This window comes from Martinezella lusitana (genome assembly GCF_010668395.1).
Taxonomy (GTDB): Bacteria; Pseudomonadota; Alphaproteobacteria; order Rhizobiales; family Rhizobiaceae; genus Rhizobium; species Rhizobium lusitanum_A.
In genome coordinates, this window is the sequence record NZ_WUEY01000001.1 from 79,388 (window position 1) to 97,599 (window position 18,212).

Genomic DNA, 18,212 nt, shown 5'->3' on the forward strand with positions numbered 1-18,212 from the left:
GGAACGTTTGAGTTTGGCCGACATTCCCGGTAGGTTGAGTCTCAACCGAAAGGAGAACCGACATGTCCTTCTTCCCAGGCAACGATCCTCAGGCCGGTGATGCCTTCGCCTGCGACGCGATCGAGAACCTCATCATCCCGCGCACCAGCGACCTCGGCGGCTTCTCCGTGCGGCGCGCGCTTCCAAGCAGCCGGCGGCGGCTGGTGGGGCCGTTCATCTTCTTCGACCGCATGGGACCGGCGATCCTGCGGCCAGGCGAAGCGCTCGATGTTCGCCCCCATCCGCATATCGGCCTTTCCACCGTCACCTACCTGTTCGACGGCGAGATCCGCCATCTCGACAGCCTCGGCACGGCCAAGGTGATCCGCCCCGGCGACGTCAACCTGATGACGGCCGGGCGCGGCATCGTTCATTCCGAGCGCACGCCGGAGAACCTGCGCAGCAACCCCTTTGCCATGTCCGGCCTGCAGACATGGCTGGCGCTGCCCGACGAAAAGGAGGAAATCGACCCCTCCTTCGCCCACACGGAGAAGGGCGAACTGCCTGTCATCGCCGATGGCGGCGTGAGCGGGCGCGTGGTGATCGGCAGTTTCGAGGGACTGACCTCGCCTGTAAAATCCTTCTCCGATACGCTTTATGTCGATCTGCAGCTTCAGCCGGGCGCAACGTTTCCTTTCGGGGCAGCGCATGAGGAGCGTGCGGTCTACATCCTTTCGGGCTCGCTCGTCGTCGCGGGCGATCGTTTCGAGCAGGATCAGCTTCTCGTTTTCCGTCCCGGCGATGCGATTACGCTGGAAGCAGCCGAAAAAGGCTGTCATCTCATGCTTTTTGGCGGTGCAGCGCTCAATTCGAAGCGCTATATCTGGTGGAATTTCGTTTCGTCCTCAAAGGAGCGCATCGAAAAGGCCAAGGAAGAATGGCGCACCGGCCGCTTCGATATCGTGCCGGGCGACGAGGAAGAGTTCATTCCCCTGCCGGAAGGCTAACGGGTTCATGACAATCCCACATGTTTCTTGTTCGGGAGCACCTTGAATTCGGCGTCTTTTATCGCAATCTGTTTTGACGTAAAGGCGGGCAACCGCCCAAGAATAGCAAGAAAGAGGCATCCGCCTTGACACAAATGCCACAGACGCCCCTGCTGGACCGGGTCCAATATCCTTCCGACCTGCGAAAGCTGGAGGACCGGGAATTGCCGCAGCTGGCCCGCGAAGTCCGCGACGAGATGATCGATGCGGTGTCGCGCACCGGCGGACATCTCGGCGCCGGCCTCGGCGTCGTCGAACTGACCATCGCCATCCACAGCGTCTTCGATACGCCGAACGATCGCCTGATCTTCGATGTCGGGCATCAGTGTTATCCGCACAAGATCCTGACGGGGCGCCGCGACCGCATTCGCACGCTGCGCCAGGAAGACGGTCTTTCCGGCTTCACGCGCCGGGCCGAAAGCGAATACGATCCCTTCGGTGCCGCGCATTCGTCGACCTCCATTTCCGCCGGCCTCGGCATGGCGGTGGCCGCCGAGCTGGATCAGACCGACCGCCGGGTGATCGCCGTCATCGGCGACGGCGCGATGTCGGCGGGCATGGCCTATGAAGCCCTGAACAATGCCGGCGCGCTCGACGCGCGGCTGATCGTCATCCTCAACGACAACGACATGTCGATTGCCCCGCCGACCGGGGCGATGAGCGCCTATCTTGCCCGGCTCGCTTCCGGCCGCACCTACATAGGCTTCCGCGACTTCGGCAAGAAGCTGACCGCCTATCTCGGCAAGAAGGTCGACCGCGCCATCACGCGGGCTGTCGAGCACGCACGGGGCTATGTGACCGGCGGCACCATGTTCGAGGAGATGGGCTTCTACCATATCGGCCCGATCGACGGTCATTCCTTCGAGCACCTGCTGCCGGTGCTGCGCAATGTCCGCGACAATGCGCAGGGGCCGGTGCTGATCCATGTCGTCACGCAAAAGGGCAAGGGCTATCCCCCCGCCGAAGCGGCCGCCGACAAATATCACGGCGTCAACAAGTTCGATGTCATCACCGGCGCACAGACCAAGGTGAAGCCGAATGCGCCGAGCTATACCAGCGTCTTTGCCGATGCCCTGGTGCAGGAGGCGACGCTCGACGAGAAGATCGTCGGCATTACCGCCGCCATGCCAAACGGCACCGGCCTGGACAAGCTGCAGGAGTTCTTCCCCAAGCGCTGTTTCGACGTCGGCATTGCCGAGCAACATGCCGTGACCTTCGCAGCCGGGCTTGCCGCCGAAGGCTACAAGCCTTTCGCCGCGCTTTATTCCACCTTCCTGCAGCGTGCCTACGACCAGGTGGTGCATGACGTGGCGATCCAGGGCCTGCCGGTCCGCTTCCCGATCGACCGCGCCGGCTTCGTCGGTGCCGATGGCCCGACCCATGCGGGCTCCTTCGACACGGCTTTCCTCGCGACGCTGCCGGGCTTCGTCGTCATGGCGGCCGCCGACGAGGCGGAACTCAAGCATATGGTGCGCACCGCCGCCGCCTATGATCTCGGCCCGATCTCCTTCCGCTATCCGCGCGGAGAAGGCGTCGGCATCGAAATGCCGGAGCGCGGCCAGATCCTCGAGATCGGCAAGGGCCGCGTGATGAAGCAGGGTACGAAAGTCGCGTTGCTGTCCTTCGGCACGCGGCTGGCCGACAGCCTTGCCGCAGCCGAGGATCTCGATGCCGCCGGCCTGTCGACGACCGTCGCGGATGCGCGCTTCGCCAAACCGCTCGATCACGACCTTATCCGCCAGCTGGCCGCCCACCACGAGATTCTGATTACCATAGAGGAAGGCTCGGTCGGCGGCTTCGGCAGCCAGGTCATGCAGTTCCTTGCCAATGAAGGCCTGCTCGACAGCGGCCTGAAGATCCGCTCGCTCGTGATGCCCGACATCTGGATGGAACAGGCCAAGCCCGAGGCGATGAACGCCAAGGCCGGCCTCGACCGTGCCGGCATCGTGCAGACGGTGTTCCGCGCGCTCGGCCATGGCCGCATCGTCGAAGCTGCCGGCTGATATGAAAGATCAGGCGGCCCTGCGGCTGCCTGATGCCATCAAGCATCGAGCGCATTGAAGACCGCGGCACGATCGCGGCCGGCGGCTTTCGCCTGGTAAAGCGCCGCATCGACGTTCTGCAGCAGCAGCTTGCGCGTGGCGCCGTCCTTCGGAGCGAGTGCAACGCCAATGCTCAATTTTGCAGACATGGATACGCCATCGACTGCAAACGGCGCCCTGAATGCGATCAGCAATCGTTCGGACAATGATACAAGCGCGCTCCTGTCCGGGGGCGCCGACACGAATACCGCGAACTCGTCACCTCCCATGCGAACGACGATATCGTCGGCATGGACGACCGAGCGAATGCGGGCCGCCGCCTCGCACAGGACTTCGTCGCCGACGTTGTGGCCGAAGCGATCGTTGATCGACTTGAAGCCGTCCATGTCGAGATAGAGAACGCCGAAATGGCGGCCAGCGGCAACGGCCGCGCTCAGCGCGCCATCGACGACGCCCTCCAGCGCCGACCTGTTGAAGAAACGGGTCAGCGGATCGGTCATGGCAGCCGTGCGCAAGCCATTTTCGGCTATCCCCATCAGCAGGTTCGATTTCTGCAGACGCAGCAGCGCGCTTGCGATCTGCGCGAAGTGCCTCAGGCTTTGCTCTTCACCCGGCGAGAACCGTCTCGGCTTCTGATCGAGAATGCAGAAGGCTCCGACAGGGAGGCCGTTTTCCAGCCGCACCGGCGCTCCGGCATAAAAGCGGAAACGCGGATCCTCGATGACGAAGGAAAAGCTCCGCAATTCCGGATCCTCGGCAAGATCGGGAATGACCAGCAGCTCGTCGTCGAAAACCACACGCGTGCAGATCGACATATCGCGAGAGCATTCGGCGATCTTCAGCCCCGCCTGCCCTGCAATGCGCTGCCAATCCTCATCGATGATGTTGATCGCCGCATAGGGCATTTCAAATACGCCTCTCGCCAGTTCCGCGAGGGTCGCGAGCTCCGGCGTCGGACTGCTGTGAATCGCATTCAGGGAGCGTACAGCCAGAAGTCTTTGTGTTTCATTGGCCGGAACTCGGACGAGCTGTCCCATTCGAATCTCCCTCGGCGATCATCCTGCGATTTATAAAAATGGCGGCTTGCCGCTGAGGGCAACCCTGCTGTCGATCAAATATTGAATAAATCTTGACCAAAGGATGATCCAGCCGCCTGGGAAACGGGCGCTCATCGCCCAAACCGCCCGTTTCCCAGGGCAAGAGCGCTGCCGGCAAGGACGTGGCTGCCCCGAAACAGGACGGGTGCCGGGCTGGCATACCTTTGCAACAGCCTGTGAAAAACGCAATCGGCCCGCCGCAAAGCGACGGGCCGACGAAGTTCATGAAAGGTGATTCGCAGTGAGCGACCTTGCGGGATATCGCCGCGGGGCGCCTCTCGGGACGATCAGAACTCTTCCCAATCATCCTGGGCGGCAACGGCGGCCGCCGCCGTCGCCTTGCCGGCGAAAGCCTTGGCGACCGTGCGCCCCAGAGCGCGAGCCGGCGATGCTGCAGGCTTCGAACGCGCGGTTGCCGCGACCGGACGAGCGGGTGCCGCCTGAGCGGTGTTGCCGAGGCGGAATTGCTGAAGCAGCTCGTTAAGCCCCGCAGCTTCGCGGGCAAGCGCATGGCTTGCCGCCGTCTGTTCCTCGACCATGGCGGCATTCTTCTGCGTGCCCTGATCCATGTTGTTGACGGCGGTATTGATCTCCTGCAGGCCGGTCGACTGTTCGCGGGTCGCGGTGACGATCGCGCCGACGTGGCGGTTGATCTCCTGCACTTCGGAAACGATCAATTCCAAGGCCTTGCCGGTTTCGCCGACCAGCGAAACGCCGGTGTGGACCTGATCGCTCGAAGTGGTGATGAGCGACTTGATCTCCTTGGCCGCATTGGCGGATCGTTGTGCCAACTCGCGCACTTCCTGGGCAACGACGGCAAAGCCCTTGCCGGCGTCGCCAGCGCGGGCGGCCTCGACACCGGCGTTCAACGCCAGAAGATTGGTCTGGAAGGCAATGTCGTCGATGACGCTGATGATGTTGCTGATCTCGCCCGAGGATTTTTCGATCTGCTGCATGGCGGAGACGGCTTTGCGCACCACTTCGCCCGATCGCTCCGCGCCGAGGCGGGCGCGCTCGACGAGATGACCGACATCCTCGGCACGCTTAGCCGAATCGCGAACCGTGGTCGTCACCTGCTCCAGTGCCGCGGCAGTCTCTTCGACGGCGGCTGCCTGCTGCTCGGTGCGATGCGCCAGATCGTCGGCGGCCGAACGGATTTCGTCGGCACCGGCGTTGATGGCGCGCGCATTGGAGCCAACGGACTGCAAGGCCGCTTCCAGCTTTTCGACAGCATGGTTGAAGTCGGTGCGAACCCCGTCGAACTGCGGAGCAAAGGCGTTGTGCAGGCGGGTGGCGACATTGCCTGACGACAGAGCCGAGAGGCCGCCTGCAAGCGTTTCCATGGCAAAGCGGATTTCGTCCTCCTCGCGCGCCTTCCGTTCGTCGTTCATCCGGCGCTGGCGTTCGGCATCGTCGCGCATACGGTCGGTCTCGCCGGCGAGGCGGAGCTTCTCGATGCCCGCCTGCTTGAAGACCAGCACGGCATCGGCCATGCGGCCGACTTCATCACCGCGACCGACAGCCGGGACCTCGACGTCATGCTCGCCATTCGCCAGACGGCCCATGGCCACGGTCATGCCGACGATCGGGCGCACGATGAGGCGCGACAGCAGCCAGGCGAGCACGGCGGCGGCGAACGAGGCAAAGACGCCGCCCACGATGAGGGTCAGGCGAAGATCGCCATTGGCGTCATCCTGAAGCGCAGCCAGATCGCCGGCCTTGGCGCGGGCGGCCTGCTTGATCTTGGCTGCAGCTTCGCGGAAGCCGTCGAGCTGACCCTTGGTTTCGTTCTGGCCGATCTTGACGATCTGGTCGAGCGGCATTTCGGTTTCCTTGCGGGCCTTGACCTGCGGCTCTGCAAGCTGGTGGAAATAAAGATCGGCGGCCTTCTGCATGTTGTCGATGGCTTGCAGCAGATCCGGAGAATCGGCGGCAGCCTGCTTGGCCGCGGCGATGCTCTTCAGCATCCGTTCGCGATTGTTGAAGATATCGCCATAGGTGCTGTCGCTGCGCAGAAGCAGGAAGCCGCGCAGATTGACGGCCTGCTCCAGCATCGCCTGCAGCGAGTCGTCGATCAGGCTGACGAGCTGCTGCGACCTGGTCTGCTCCGCAGCAGCACCGGCGGAGACTTCTTCCTTGGAATAGACGAATGCGGAAACACAGGCGAAAATGGCGATCAGCGCCGTAAACGTGATGGCAAGCTTGCCATTCAACGAGAGTTTTTTCGCAAACATGAGCGAGCGCCTCCTGAGCGCCGGTCCTGGCGAGCATGATCGGCCCGCGCTTGGGAGGGACCGCGGCCGACGCTCGAAATATTCAGGGAGGGCATGATTGGGACGCGGAAACGCGAAGCCTTCATGGCAGGCGACGATCTCGAAACAGACCATCGCAATCCCGGGTACAAGTAGAGGCTGTGGCTTTAAAATTATTTAATTTTACGCGATCGGATTTAAACGCGTCCTAGTTCACCGGCGCTGCGGAGAGAATCAGGATGTCCAGGTCGTGTTCGGGATAGAAATCCTGCGCCGTCATCTGGAAGGTGGTCGAACCCGTCTTCTTCACATCGCTACCGCAGAAGCTGATGTAATTCTCAGGGCTGCCCTTATCGACCGTCAGCTCGAAATGCTTGATCGGGCCGGACCAGTTGGCGCCTGTCGTCAGCACATAGGAGATCCAGCTCTCGGTGTAGCTGCGGCCGCCCTTGTCGGCCACGGCCGCAAGCTTGGTCGCCGTCTTCAGGAAGGCTTCATCGAGGCAATACTTGCTGCGATAGGCCTGCAGCTGCTGCTTCTGATAGTCTTCCTCGCCGGCGAAGGTGATGGCCACGGTGCCGCCGACGCTCGGCTTGTAGCGATGCTCGACGGCAATCTTCGCCTTGGCGGGGAACTTGGTGCGCCACCAATAAGTAGTGTGCAGCGTCCACATCGGCGTGGGGTGATGCTTCATGCCCTGACCATCATTGTCATATTCGTCGTCGGCGATCAGGCCGCGAGCCGTCCAGTCCTCGAGCACATCGAGGGGCAGCGTGGCGACGGCATCCATCGCCGCCTTGCTCAGCGGCAGCAAGGGAATGCCGTGCGCCTTCAGCTCGTCCGTCATATCGACGCCCGCCACCGACACGCGCTGCTGAAGGGTCGGGGTGATGGCCTTGCCGTCCTGCGTCACGGTGAAACCGAGGAAATTGTCGGAATCGACGTTTCCGGCATCGACCGTGCTGTCTATATCGCCCTTGATATCGGGCATCGGGAAGGCGACGACGCTTTCGACATCCCTGTCGGCGGTGTTTTCGAAGACGTAGTCGACGCGCACTTCGGCCTGCGAAACGAAGAGCTTTTCCTCGGCCATGCTGATATCGCCAGTGCGGACATAGGCGAGGCCGCCGGTTCTCAGCTCGGCCATGGTGTCGTTCGCAAGGGCCGGTGCAGCGAACATCGCCATTAACGCCGCAAAGCCGCCGATCTTCCGCATGATACCCCTCGCACGTTGATTTCAGCGATTATGGCCGGCCGCAATCCGCCGTCAACGCCGATATCAGCATAAAAGGCTTGCAACATATTCCATTGCCCTGCATGGACAGCCCATGTCCGAACCGCAACGCCTCGACCAACTTCTCGTCACCCTCTCGCTCTTCGCCAGCCGATCTCGTGCGCGCGATGCGATCCAGCGCGGCACCGTGACGGTGGACGGCAAGATCGTGACCAAGGCGGGCGCGGTGTTTACCGAAGATGCAAAGATCAGCATCGACGATCCGGCGCAGGATTACGTCTCGCGCGCGGCGTTGAAGCTGGTGGCGGCGCTCGACCATTTCGGTCTCGATCCGCAAGGACAGCACTGTCTCGATGTCGGCGCATCGACGGGCGGCTTTACCGAGGTGCTGCTGCAGCGTGGCGCCGCCCATGTCACGGCGATCGACGTCGGTCACGGTCAGATGCATCCGCGCATATCGGCCGATCCGCGCGTGAGCAATATCGAGGGTCTGAACGCGCGCAACCTGACCGCGGCGGATATCGGCGGGCCTTTCTCCTTCGTCGTTTCCGATGTCTCCTTCATTTCGCTGAAGCTGGCTCTGGCGCCGGCCCTTGCGCTGGCCGAACCCGGCGCGCGGGCCGCCTTGCTGGTGAAGCCGCAATTCGAGGCCGGTCGCGATGCGATCGGCAAGGCCGGCCTTTTGAAGGACCCCTCTTCCGCTCCGGCGGTTGCGGCCGAACTGGAGCGCTGGTTCAGCGAAGACATGGGCTGGCAAAGCCTCGGCCTCATCGCCTCGCCGATAACGGGCGGCGACGGCAACCAGGAATTTCTTCTCGCAGGGATCAAGCCATGAGCACTGAAACCGTGACTATCCAGAAGCTCGGCGCCCAGGGCGACGGCATCGCGCAGGGCGCGGACGGGCCGATCTACGTGCCCTTCACGCTGCCGGGCGAAAGCGTCGCCATCGCGCGGGTGAAAAGCCAGGGCACGCTGATGTCGATCGCATCGGCCTCGCCGGATCGGCAGGAGCCGCACTGTCGGCACTTCGGCCCGCACGGCGTCAACGGCACCTGCGGCGGCTGCACGCTGCAGCACTATGCCGATGCGCCCTATCGCGCCTTCAAGCGCCAGCTCGTCGTCGATGCACTACGCTCCAAGGGTTTGACGCCCGAGGTGGACGATATCGTTGCCGCCCATCCGGGCGAGCGCCGCAAGGTCGTCTTCGCCGCGCGGAAAACCGAAAAAGAGATGCTTATCGGCTTCAACCAGGCCGAAAGCCACCACATCGTCGCCATCGAGGAATGTCCCATCGCCTCGGCCGGCATCATGGCCCGTTTGCCGGCGATCAAGACGATCGCGGCGGCGCTCGCCGTCAATGCGGAAGCGTTTCGCATTTCGGTGCTGGAGACGCAAACCGGCCTCGATCTCGCCGTCGACGGCATCAAGTCGCTCTCCGACAAGCAGCGCCGCAGCACGATCGAAACCGTGCTGTCGCTTCGCGGCATCGCCCGCCTGTCGCTGAACGGCGAAATTCTCGTGGAGCCGACAAAACCGATGATCGACTTCGGGGGCGTGCCGGTCTTGCCGCCGCCCGGCGCCTTCACACAGGCGACCCGGCAGGCCGAGGACGCCATGGTCGAACTGGTGACGGCCCATGTCGGCAAGGCGAAGCGCATTGCCGATCTTTTTGCCGGCAGCGGCACCTTTTCGCTTCGCCTGGCGCGGATCGGGCGGGTGCATGCGGTGGAAGGGGAAGACAAGCCGCTGGCCGCGCTCGATCAGGCAGCCCGGAACACGCAAGGGCTGAAGCCCGTCACCGTCGAACGCCGCGATCTGTTCCGCCGGCCGCTGATGATGCAGGAGCTGAAGGTCTATGACGCCGTCGTCTTCGACCCCCCGCGTGCCGGCGCCGAGTTCCAGAGCAAGGAGCTGGCCCGCTCCCAGGTCAAGAAGATCGTCGCCGTTTCCTGCAATCCGCTGACGCTCGCCCGCGATCTCGCATTGCTGGTCGAAGGCGGCTACCGCATTACGCGGGTAACGCCGATCGACCAGTTCCTGTGGACCTCGCATGTCGAGGTGGTCGCGGCACTGGAAAAATAAGGCCGACCCTCGTGGTTCGAGGCTACGCCCTTCGGGCTTCGCACCTCACCACGAGGGCGGATTGGTGTTCATCGTTTCATGAAGGCTTCGAAGGCGGCGCGGGCTTCGGCGCTTTTCAACCGTGCCGCAAACTGCTCGGCCTCTTCCCTGATGCGGCCGAGCACGGCATCCGGCGCGCCGCGCATGAGGTTGCGCGCAATCGCAAGCGCTTCAGGGGGCTTTGCGGCGAGCTTGGCGGCCAGAGAGAGCGTTTCGGCTTCAACTGCGTCCGGTGTGGTCACCTTCCAGATCAAACCGGCCTCCTTCGCCTGCGCCGCGGAAAAACCTTCACCAAGGGCAAGCAGGGCGAAGGCGCGCTGGTGGCCCATCACGCGCGGGGCGAGAAGGCTCGACCCTGCCTCGGGAACGAGGGCCAGATCGACGAAGGGTGTCTTGAACAGGCTGCGATCGGAAGCGACCGTCAGATCGCAATGCAGGTTAAGGGTGGTGCCGATGCCGATCGCCAGACCATCCACGCCTGAGACGACCGGCTTTCTTGCGCTCGCCAGCGCGACGAGGAAATCCACGACTTCGGTTCCCATGCTGCCGCCCTGGGCGAAGGCGAGGAAATCGGCGAGATCGTTCCCAGCCGAAAAGCAGCCTTCGGTCCCTAGGAAGACATTGACGCGGATATCCGGCGCATCGTCTGCAGCCTTCAGCGCCGCGGTCATCGATTGGTACATGCCGCGGGTGATGGCATTCTTCTTGTCCGGGCGATTGAACCGGATGATCTGAATGTGCGGTGCGCTTTCGGGACGTTCGACAAGGATGTGATCGGTCATGGCTTTTCCTCAAGCAAGTGCGATACGTGCGGCTTCGAGACTGGAGGCCCCCGCGACGACACGGTCGGAGAGGGCGGCGGTTTCGGCCAGAAGGTTCTCCGCGGCAAAACGGCAGAGCGCAATGCGCTTGCCCCCTTCGCCATCGCCGGCATCGGCGAGGCCGCCCTTGGCCAGATAGGATCCCGTCAGCACCAAGCCGAAGAGCCGCTGATAAGGCGTGGCACCCGCCAGCGCCTGGGCGACGGCGCCTTCCGCCTGCTTCGCCAGAAGCCACTCGCTCGCCCTTTCCAGATCGGCAATGGCCGCCTGCAGCCGTGACGCCGTCTCGCCGAAGCCTTCGAGATTGGACTTGGCGACGGCATCGGCGATCTCGCGCAGCTCGGCAACGAAGCCACGCAAATGATCGCCGTTGGCGATGGTGAGCTTGCGGGTCACCAGATCGATGGCCTGGATACCGTTGGTGCCTTCATAGATCGGAGCGATGCGCGCGTCCCTCAGCAGGCGCGCGGCACCTGTCTCCTCGATGAAACCCATGCCGCCATGGACCTGAATTCCGAGCGAGGCGACATCGACGCCGGCATCGGTGGAAAAGGATTTGGCGATCGGCGTCAGCAGCGCGGCGCGCTCCTGCCAGTAGCGGCCTTTCCGCGGATCGCGATGCGACATGTCGATCGCCTCGGCGCAGGCATAGCAGATCGCGCGCGAGCCCTGCGTCAGGGCTTTCATCGTCAGCAGCATGCGCGCGACATCGGGATGCTCTATGATCGGGCTCATACCCGACGCCGCCGTGCCGGGCGCACGGCCCTGCGTGCGTTCCCTGGCATAGGCAATGGCCTTTTGCGTTGCGGCCTCGGCGATTGCCACACCCTGGATACCGACGGCCAGACGCGCATTGTTCATCATCGTGAACATGCAGGCGAGACCCTTGTTCTCTTCGCCGACCAGCCAGGCGACGGCGCCCTTTTCCGTGCCGTATTTGCCGTCGCCATAGATCATCGTGCAGGTCGGCGAGCCGTGGATGCCGAGCTTGTGTTCGAGCGAATGGGCGAAATAGTCGTTGCGCGCACCGAGCGAGCCATCGTCGTTCACGAGGAATTTCGGCACGAGGAACAGCGAAATGCCACGCGTGCCGGCAGGCGCATCCGGCAGGCGCGCGAGAACGAAATGGACGATGTTTTCGGCTGCCTCATGATCGCCCCAGGTGATGAAGATCTTCTGGCCGAAGAGGCGATAGGTGCCGTCGTCGCGGCGTTCGGCACGCGTACGCAGCGCCCCGACATCGGAGCCGGCATGCGGCTCGGTCAGGTTCATGGTGCCGGACCATTCGCCGGAGACGAGCTTTGCCAGATATTTCGTCTTGAGGTCGTCGCTGCCATGCGCAATCAGCGCCTCGACGGCACCCATGGTCAGTGTCGGGGCCAGACCGAACGCCATGGAAGCGGAATTCCACATTTCCAGCGTCGCGATATTCAGCATATGCGGCAGGCCCTGCCCGCCGAATTCCTCCGGCGCGGTCAAGCCGTTCCAGCCGCCGGCAGTCCAGTCGCGATAGAGCTTCTCCCAGCCATCGGGAAGAACCACCTTGCCGTCGACCAGCCTTGCACCCTGCTTGTCGCCGATTTCGGCAAGCGGTTCCATTTCCTCGCCGGCAAACCGCCCCGCCTCCGAAAGGATGGCATCGACGACATCGGCGCTGAGATCGCCGAGGATGCCCTCATCCATGGCGCGTCCCATGCCCGCGACGTGCTTCAGCGTGAATGCGATTTCTTCGACTGGCGCCTTGTACATGCTGCTTCCTCCGCATTGGTGCTGCCAATGACCCGCCTCACCCGGGCCGAACGGCGATGTATTGTTACAGCTATTTTTATTTTTACGTAAGCGTCAATTTTTTTCAAAAGCCTGGTAACCATTTCCACCTTGTCGCGAACCGGCACGACATTTGCGCCCTGGAGGCGCTACACGCGTGTGGCATTGCTACCCGGCGCATCAATTATTCCATTTGAGGGTGGGCTTGCATAAACAATCGTCATGAACGAAGACTAAGGCAACTGTTCAGACAATGCGAACGATACCGCCATGAACACGCTCACGTCAGCCCACACGATACCAGGCTTCATCTGGGCCTACCGGCTCCTTCCCGGAGCAACCAAGCCGGAACGCCTGCCTGACGACATCGATCGTTCGACGCTGTTTGCAGAAGAGGGTTTCCTCTGGCTGCATCTCAATCTCGTGGACGCTCGTGTTGCCGCCTTCCTGGAGGATGCGCCCGGACTGAACGACGCCGCACGCATCGCTCTGACGACGCACGAGACCCACGCGACGATCACCGTCGACGACCAGATGCTCTTCGGCACCCTGGTCGATTTTCAGCGGGACTTCGCCCGGGATACGCACGATATCGGCTGGCTGCACTTCGCAGTGACCGACCGGATGCTCATCACCAGCCGCCTGCAGCCGCTGCGCAGCCTGGACCGGGCGCGCGTGCTGATCGAGAAGAACGCCACCAGATTTTCCCGGCCGCTCGATATCTTCGAGCTGCTTGTGGTCGAGTTCCAGCGCACTCTGATCTCAGTCGTCATAGAGATCAGCGAAGAGCTGAATCTTATCGAGGACTTCGTCCACGGGAACACCACGCGCGACGAGCGCACGCAGCTTCCGCCCATCCGGAGGACGATCGTGCGGCTGCACCGCCACCTGCGGACCGTCCTGTCGCTGATGCGCCATGCCGCCGCTTCGGACGACGAGGAAATGCCGCTCGGCTTCGAGGATGTCGCCGGGCGTCTGACGGGCCGGCTGGAAGCGGTCGAACACGATATCTATGCGCTGCAGGAGCGCGCCAGGCTGCTGCACGAAGAAATCGGTTCGAAGCTCTCCTCCGAGATCAACCGCCATCTCTACATTCTGTCGATCATGACCGCATTCCTGCTTCCGCCGACGCTGGTGACGGGCTTCTTCGGCATGAACACTTCGAGCCTCCCCCTTTCGGGCGGGTCGAGCGGCACCGGCTATGCCGTGTGCTTCATCATCGTATCCATGCTGCTGGCATGGTGGCTTCTCAAGCGCGTCAATATTCTCTGAGGCCGCGCACGGCATGAAAAAGCCGCCCGGCGCAGACCGGGCGGCTTTGCATTGACGAGTCCGGAAGCGTCCTCAGAAATAGGGCGAATAGCACTGACGGCGCGGGCCCGAATTGGGCTGGAACGTGTTGTCGTAGGAGCGGTAGGAACGATAACGTGCCTCGCACCATTCGACGTGACGCGGGTTGATGCCGGCGCTTGGAGCGGGTGCCGGAGCGTAATAGCGCGGCTGGCTGGCAATCGCTCCGCCAACGAGCGCGCCGGCGCCGAAGGCGGCCAGCGGGAACCAGTAGCCGTCGTGGTAGCGATAGCCATGTCGATAGCCCGAATAACCGCGATAGCCGCCATACCAGCCACGGCGATAGTAGCCGTCGCGGCGCCATTGAACCTGTTCGAGGTTGGCGGGTGCGGCCTTGTCCGCCGATACGACGGGGGCAGCGGGCATCTGCATGGCGAAAGACGGCGCAAAGCTCGTCAGAGTGACGGCCGCCGTAACGGCGACGGTCGCGATTTTCGCACGGAAACCAAGCATTTTCATCTCCATTCCCTGGTTCGACTTGTGTTCAAGCCCATAGCGTTTCATATCGGGAATGCTTCCCGAGCGAGGTTTCGCTGCCTGCTTCGTCGCATATCGGAGTAGACGACAAGAAACGCGGCAGCACTTTATTTAGTTCCTCAAATCTCTACCAATTTAAGGAGTTATGCGGGGCTCCACGATGAATTTATAGTGATTGCATTCTTAACCCAAGATTAACCAGCAATCCTTACTATTATTTCATGAAAGGATACCGGCAGAGTACGCTCCTGATTTGCAGCATCCTGACGATCCTGACCCTGATGGGTCCGGCCTCCAAGCTTTCGGCCGGTGAAACCCAACCCTGGACAGATCCGAAAAACGCTTTGATCGTCGATGCTTACGAGCTGAACACCATCGACTGGAATGCATTTCTGCAAGACAAGCGGATCGCCGGTTTCATCTCCAAAGCATCCGACGGTCTCCCTGAAAGCTTCAGCTGCACGGGGGATCATGCCGGCGATACGGTGGCCCATTGCAAGACGATGTGGCGCAAATATGCCGTCAGCCGCGAGCTGTTTCAAACTCGCCGCATGCTTGCAAAAACGAATGGTCTGTTGTGGGGCGCCTATCATCTGGGACGGCCCGGCAACCCGATCGATCAGGCCAATCATTTTCTCGACTATGCCGATCCGCAGCCGGACGAGTTGATGGTGCTCGACATAGACGGCATGGATACCACGCAGTTCATGTCGCTGGACGATGCGCAGATTTTCGTGGCCCATATCAAGATCAGGACCGGGCGCTATCCGATCCTCTATACCAACCACAACACGGCGCGATATATCGCCGATCATCGCGGCACCTATCCGCTGCTGTCGCGGCTGCCGCTCTGGTATGCCCGTTACAAGCCGGATGTGAAGGGCACGTTCCCGCTCGGCAACTGGGATAGCTATGCCATCTGGCAGTTCGCTTCGTCGGACAATTGTTCCGAAAAGAGCTGCCCCTACCGCGTTCCCGGCACCCTGACCGATATCGACGTCAATGTCGTGCCGATGACCAGGATTCAGCTCGCCAAGGTTTGGCCGCAGGGCGATCTCCTGCCGGCCAAGCCCCTGCCCGCGCCGGACCTGACGATCGCGCTCGCGTCCCTGTGCAGCGGACCGCGGCAGACGCTGGTCTCGCTCATGGTCGACACCATCGTCACCGCGTCCACGCCGCCATCGACGAAGCCCGTCGAAATCAACGAGCTGAACTACGAGGATTTCTAGGCTTCGATCTGCACGTCCGTCTTCGGGCGGGAGCAGCAGGCGAGGATGTAACCCTCGTCGATCTCGTCATCGAGGATGCCGCCATTGTGGCTCATCTCGACGTCGCCCGAGAGCTTCATCACGCGGCAGGTGCCGCAAAGACCGGATTCGCAGGCCGCGCCGATACGCACGCCTGCGCCCCGCGCCGCCTGCAGCACGGTCTGCCCTGCCGCGCAGACGACGTCCTTGCCGGCCATGGTGAAGCGGATCGTCGTTGCGGCTTCCGTCGAGGCATCGTCGCTCACTTCCGCGAGCGGCGTCGCCGCGTTGGCCGGCTGGAAGCTTTCCTGGTGGTAGCGCTTCATGTCGAAGCCATGGGCTTCCAGCATGGAACGGACGGCATCCATGAAGACTTCGGGACCGCAGCAGAAAATCGTGCGATCCATGAAATCGGGGGCCAGCAGACCGATCTTCGCCTTGTCGATGCGGCCCTTCAGCCCCGACCAGAGATCGGTGCGGCCGCAACCCTCGACGATGAGACCGAGATTGAGGTTCGGCATGAAGCGCGCGAGATATTCCAGCTCGGAGCGGAAGATGATGTCGGCCGGGCCGCGCGAACAGTTGATGAAGGTGATATCCGACAGCGGCGCGGTGTCGGACATGTAGCGGGTCATGGACATCATCGGCGTGATGCCGGAGCCGGCGGAAACGAAGAGATATTTCTCGCCGGGATGACGGATATGGCTGAAATCGCCGAGAGGGCCGAAAGCCTTGATGCGCATGCCCGGCTTGAGGTTCTCGAACATCCAGCGCGTGCCGATGCTATCCTTCTGCGCCTTCACCGTCACCGCGACCGAGAAGGGCCGCGATGGCGTCGAGGAGAGCGTATAGGTGCGCATGACCGGCTCCGGAGCCGTCGGCAGTTCAAGGGTCACGAACTGGCCGGGCAGATAGCGGAACCAGTTGTCCTTGTCGGACCTGAAGGTAAAGGTCATCACGTCCGGGGCTTCCGGCGTGGCCGAGAGGCATTCGAGCAGATGCTGCCTGTCGCTCCAAGGCTGCATCTGATCTAGGTGGCGATGCGGAAGGGAGACGGCCATGTTCATTCTCAGGCTACCGCCGAAAGCTTGGCCTGGTCGCCCTGCAGCCGGTTGATCATGAAATTCGTGTACCATTCGACGAACTGCATGACGCCGCCTTCGTGCATTTCCGAATAGGGGCCGGGCTCGTAAGCCGGCGAGCGGATGCCGAAGGCATTTTCCTCGACGATACGACGGTCCTGATCGTTGGTTTCGGTCCAGACGTGGGTCAGTTCCTCAAGATCGTAGTCGACACCCTCGACCGCATCCTTGTGAACGATCCACTTGGTGGTGACGGCGGTTTCCTCGGCGCTGATCGGCAGAACGCGGAAGGAAATGGCGTGATCGCCGAGTATGTGGTTCCACGTCGTCGGATAGTGGAACAGAAGCATGGTGCCGATGCCGTTGACCGTCACATCCGGAGAGAGCGGCCGCTTGACGGCATTCTGGCCGGACATGGTGTAGCTTTCCGCGCCTTCGATCAGCGGCATGCGCGCGGTGCGGAACTGCCCATCCGGAGAGAGCTTGAATTCGCTCGGCAGGCCGGCGGCTTCGCAGTGCGCCCAATGCGCGGTGATCACGGGATCGCTCATCGCGCCCTGCACGCCGCTGACGGTCGGCGCTTCCGGGAAGGTGCGGCAAAGTTCGGGATGATTGGCGGCGCAGTGATAGCACTCGCGATTGTTTTCCCAGACCAGCTTCCAGTTGCCCTTTTCGATGATGGTGCTCTGGAAGGCGATCTTGGCTTCGCTGATGCGATGCGGCGCCATGTAGGGTTCGATCGTGGCGCGGACGGACGCGAAGTCCGGAGCGTTCTTCGCCAGGCAGATGAAGATGTAGCCGCCGACGCTTTCGCAATGGACCGGCTTCAGCGAATACTGGCTCTTGTCGAAATCCTCGGCCATCTGGCGGGCGAACAGCAAGGAGCCGTCGAGCTCGTAGGTCCACTGATGATAGGGGCAGACCAGCTTTGCCGAGGAACCGCGATCGGTCGTGCAGACGCGCGAACCGCGATGGCGACAGCTGTTGTGGAAGGCGCGGATAACCTGGTCGCGGCCGCGAACGATGACGATCGGGTAATCGCCGATCTGGACGGTGAAGTAGTTGCCCGCGCGCGGCACTTCGCAATCGTGACCGATGAACAGCCAGTCGCGATAGTAGATCATCTCCATGTCGAGCTTGAAGTACTCGGCGTCGGTGTAGAAGGGTTGCTCCAGGCTGAAACCCGGCCGGCGGTTCTTCAATTGCCGCAAAACATTGCTGTTGATATCCATTTGCCTATCCTCGCGCAGTACCGGGAGACGAGCAGAGGACATGCGCGGCCGGTTGGGAACAGCCGGGTGCAATGTCCTGGCCGCCCGCCGCGGTCAGTAAACCATATGTGCCCAAGGCTGGTTTCCGGGCTCTGGAGCGGCCCTGTTTCCAGAACCCCATGGCACCTTCCCAGGCCGACCAGACCCAGTGGCTTTATCCGCCATGCCTTACTCCACCACCGTTGCGGGGGCAGCGCCGGATTTTGACCGGCTTCCCAATTCTCCGCCTCCCTAGCAGACGGCACCTTGAGATTGATATCATCATATCCCTCGGCCCTGTCGGCGGCTGCGCTGCAATGCGACATCGGCTTCGAAATTGACGACAGGTGAAACGGGGCCGTGGGACGGTTGCAAGCAGCGCCAATATAGGAAGGTAATTCAAGCTCTTATGTGCCTGCGTGGAAAGTGCGGCATATGCGCCATCCA

Annotated in this window: 14 protein-coding genes and 1 riboswitch; of the genes, 6 read left to right on the forward strand and 8 right to left on the reverse strand. The window is 62.3% G+C overall.

The annotated features are described in order from the left end of the window. The first annotated feature begins 62 nt into the window (after nt 1-62). Both GR212_RS00445 and dxs read left to right on the forward strand, forming a co-directional pair. The gene (locus GR212_RS00445; protein WP_163984499.1) at nt 63-986 is read left to right on the forward strand and encodes a pirin family protein; all 924 of its coding nucleotides are present in this window, start codon (nt 63-65) and stop codon (nt 984-986) included. Nucleotides 987-1,111: 125 nt separating this feature from the next. Further along, entirely contained in the window at nt 1,112-3,028 is a 1,917-nt protein-coding gene (gene dxs / locus GR212_RS00450; protein ID WP_163984500.1) for a 1-deoxy-D-xylulose-5-phosphate synthase, read from the forward strand. Between the two features lie 38 nt (nt 3,029-3,066). On the opposite strand, the gene GR212_RS00455 is transcribed toward dxs, so the two are convergent. From GR212_RS00455 to GR212_RS00465, 3 genes are all read right to left on the reverse strand, one after another. Further along, nucleotides 3,067-4,104, reverse strand: coding sequence for a sensor domain-containing diguanylate cyclase (locus tag GR212_RS00455; RefSeq protein WP_163984501.1), 1,038 nt, complete (start codon nt 4,102-4,104; stop codon nt 3,067-3,069). Nucleotides 4,105-4,451: 347 nt separating this feature from the next. Beyond that, nucleotides 4,452-6,398, reverse strand: a complete 1,947-nt coding sequence (locus GR212_RS00460) for a methyl-accepting chemotaxis protein (RefSeq protein WP_163984502.1) — start codon at nt 6,396-6,398, stop codon at nt 4,452-4,454. Between the two features lie 226 nt (nt 6,399-6,624). Next, the gene (locus GR212_RS00465; protein WP_163984503.1) at nt 6,625-7,632 is read right to left on the reverse strand and encodes a DUF4424 domain-containing protein; all 1,008 of its coding nucleotides are present in this window, start codon (nt 7,630-7,632) and stop codon (nt 6,625-6,627) included. A gap of 112 nt (nt 7,633-7,744) precedes the next feature. Between GR212_RS00465 and GR212_RS00470 the strand changes: the two genes are divergently transcribed. Beyond that, nucleotides 7,745-8,485: a TlyA family RNA methyltransferase gene (locus tag GR212_RS00470; protein WP_163984504.1), complete on the forward strand. Its 741-nt coding sequence runs from the start codon at nt 7,745-7,747 to the stop codon at nt 8,483-8,485. Continuing rightward, a complete protein-coding gene (locus GR212_RS00475; protein ID WP_163984505.1) occupies nt 8,482-9,732 on the forward strand; it encodes a class I SAM-dependent RNA methyltransferase in 1,251 nt (416 codons plus the stop codon). Before GR212_RS00470 ends, GR212_RS00475 begins: the two co-directional genes overlap by 4 nt. Nucleotides 9,733-9,800: 68 nt before the next feature. Here the strand turns inward: GR212_RS00475 and GR212_RS00480 are convergent, their stop codons facing one another. Continuing rightward, entirely contained in the window at nt 9,801-10,553 is a 753-nt protein-coding gene (locus GR212_RS00480) for a crotonase/enoyl-CoA hydratase family protein (protein ID WP_163984506.1), read from the reverse strand. 9 nt (nt 10,554-10,562) lie between these two features. Beyond that, entirely contained in the window at nt 10,563-12,341 is a 1,779-nt protein-coding gene (locus GR212_RS00485; protein WP_163984507.1) for an acyl-CoA dehydrogenase, read from the reverse strand. A gap of 288 nt (nt 12,342-12,629) precedes the next feature. Here GR212_RS00485 and GR212_RS00490 point away from each other — a divergent pair, with 288 nt between their 5' ends. Beyond that, entirely contained in the window at nt 12,630-13,631 is a 1,002-nt protein-coding gene (locus tag GR212_RS00490) for a CorA family divalent cation transporter (protein ID WP_163984508.1), read from the forward strand. 72 nt (nt 13,632-13,703) lie between these two features. Here the strand turns inward: GR212_RS00490 and GR212_RS00495 are convergent, their stop codons facing one another. Continuing rightward, on the reverse strand, nt 13,704-14,162 hold the full coding sequence (locus GR212_RS00495; RefSeq protein WP_163984509.1) for a BA14K family protein: 459 nt from the start codon (nt 14,160-14,162) through the stop codon (nt 13,704-13,706). 245 nt (nt 14,163-14,407) lie between these two features. Here GR212_RS00495 and GR212_RS00500 point away from each other — a divergent pair, with 245 nt between their 5' ends. After that, a complete protein-coding gene (locus GR212_RS00500; RefSeq protein WP_163984510.1) occupies nt 14,408-15,415 on the forward strand; it encodes a glycoside hydrolase family 25 protein in 1,008 nt (335 codons plus the stop codon). Here GR212_RS00500 and GR212_RS00505 read toward each other — a convergent pair. Both GR212_RS00505 and GR212_RS00510 read right to left on the reverse strand, forming a co-directional pair. Then, entirely contained in the window at nt 15,412-16,500 is a 1,089-nt protein-coding gene (locus GR212_RS00505) for a hybrid-cluster NAD(P)-dependent oxidoreductase (RefSeq protein WP_163984511.1), read from the reverse strand. The genes GR212_RS00500 and GR212_RS00505 overlap by 4 nt on opposite strands. Before the next feature lie 2 nt (nt 16,501-16,502). Beyond that, nucleotides 16,503-17,747, reverse strand: a complete 1,245-nt coding sequence (locus tag GR212_RS00510) for an aromatic ring-hydroxylating oxygenase subunit alpha (RefSeq protein ID WP_163984512.1) — start codon at nt 17,745-17,747, stop codon at nt 16,503-16,505. A gap of 98 nt (nt 17,748-17,845) precedes the next feature. Next, a riboswitch (cobalamin riboswitch) is annotated at nt 17,846-18,050 on the reverse strand. Between the last annotated feature and the right edge of the window lie 162 nt (nt 18,051-18,212).

Excerpts from the sequence above, each read along its gene's own strand:
- GR212_RS00445 (WP_163984499.1), top strand. The coding sequence starts at position 63 with ATGTCCTTCTTCCCAGGCAACGATCCTCAGGCCGGTGATGCCTTCGCC.
- GR212_RS00495 (WP_163984509.1), bottom strand. The coding sequence starts at position 14,162 with ATGCTTGGTTTCCGTGCGAAAATCGCGACCGTCGCCGTTACGGCGGCC.
- GR212_RS00465 (WP_163984503.1), bottom strand. The coding sequence starts at position 7,632 with ATGCGGAAGATCGGCGGCTTTGCGGCGTTAATGGCGATGTTCGCTGCA.
- GR212_RS00490 (WP_163984508.1), top strand. The coding sequence starts at position 12,630 with ATGAACACGCTCACGTCAGCCCACACGATACCAGGCTTCATCTGGGCC.
- GR212_RS00485 (WP_163984507.1), bottom strand. The coding sequence starts at position 12,341 with ATGTACAAGGCGCCAGTCGAAGAAATCGCATTCACGCTGAAGCACGTC.
- GR212_RS00505 (WP_163984511.1), bottom strand. The coding sequence starts at position 16,500 with ATGAACATGGCCGTCTCCCTTCCGCATCGCCACCTAGATCAGATGCAG.
- GR212_RS00460 (WP_163984502.1), bottom strand. The coding sequence starts at position 6,398 with ATGTTTGCGAAAAAACTCTCGTTGAATGGCAAGCTTGCCATCACGTTT.
- GR212_RS00510 (WP_163984512.1), bottom strand. The coding sequence starts at position 17,747 with ATGGATATCAACAGCAATGTTTTGCGGCAATTGAAGAACCGCCGGCCG.
- GR212_RS00455 (WP_163984501.1), bottom strand. The coding sequence starts at position 4,104 with ATGGGACAGCTCGTCCGAGTTCCGGCCAATGAAACACAAAGACTTCTG.
- GR212_RS00475 (WP_163984505.1), top strand. The coding sequence starts at position 8,482 with ATGAGCACTGAAACCGTGACTATCCAGAAGCTCGGCGCCCAGGGCGAC.
- GR212_RS00480 (WP_163984506.1), bottom strand. The coding sequence starts at position 10,553 with ATGACCGATCACATCCTTGTCGAACGTCCCGAAAGCGCACCGCACATT.
- GR212_RS00470 (WP_163984504.1), top strand. The coding sequence starts at position 7,745 with ATGTCCGAACCGCAACGCCTCGACCAACTTCTCGTCACCCTCTCGCTC.
- GR212_RS00500 (WP_163984510.1), top strand. The coding sequence starts at position 14,408 with ATGAAAGGATACCGGCAGAGTACGCTCCTGATTTGCAGCATCCTGACG.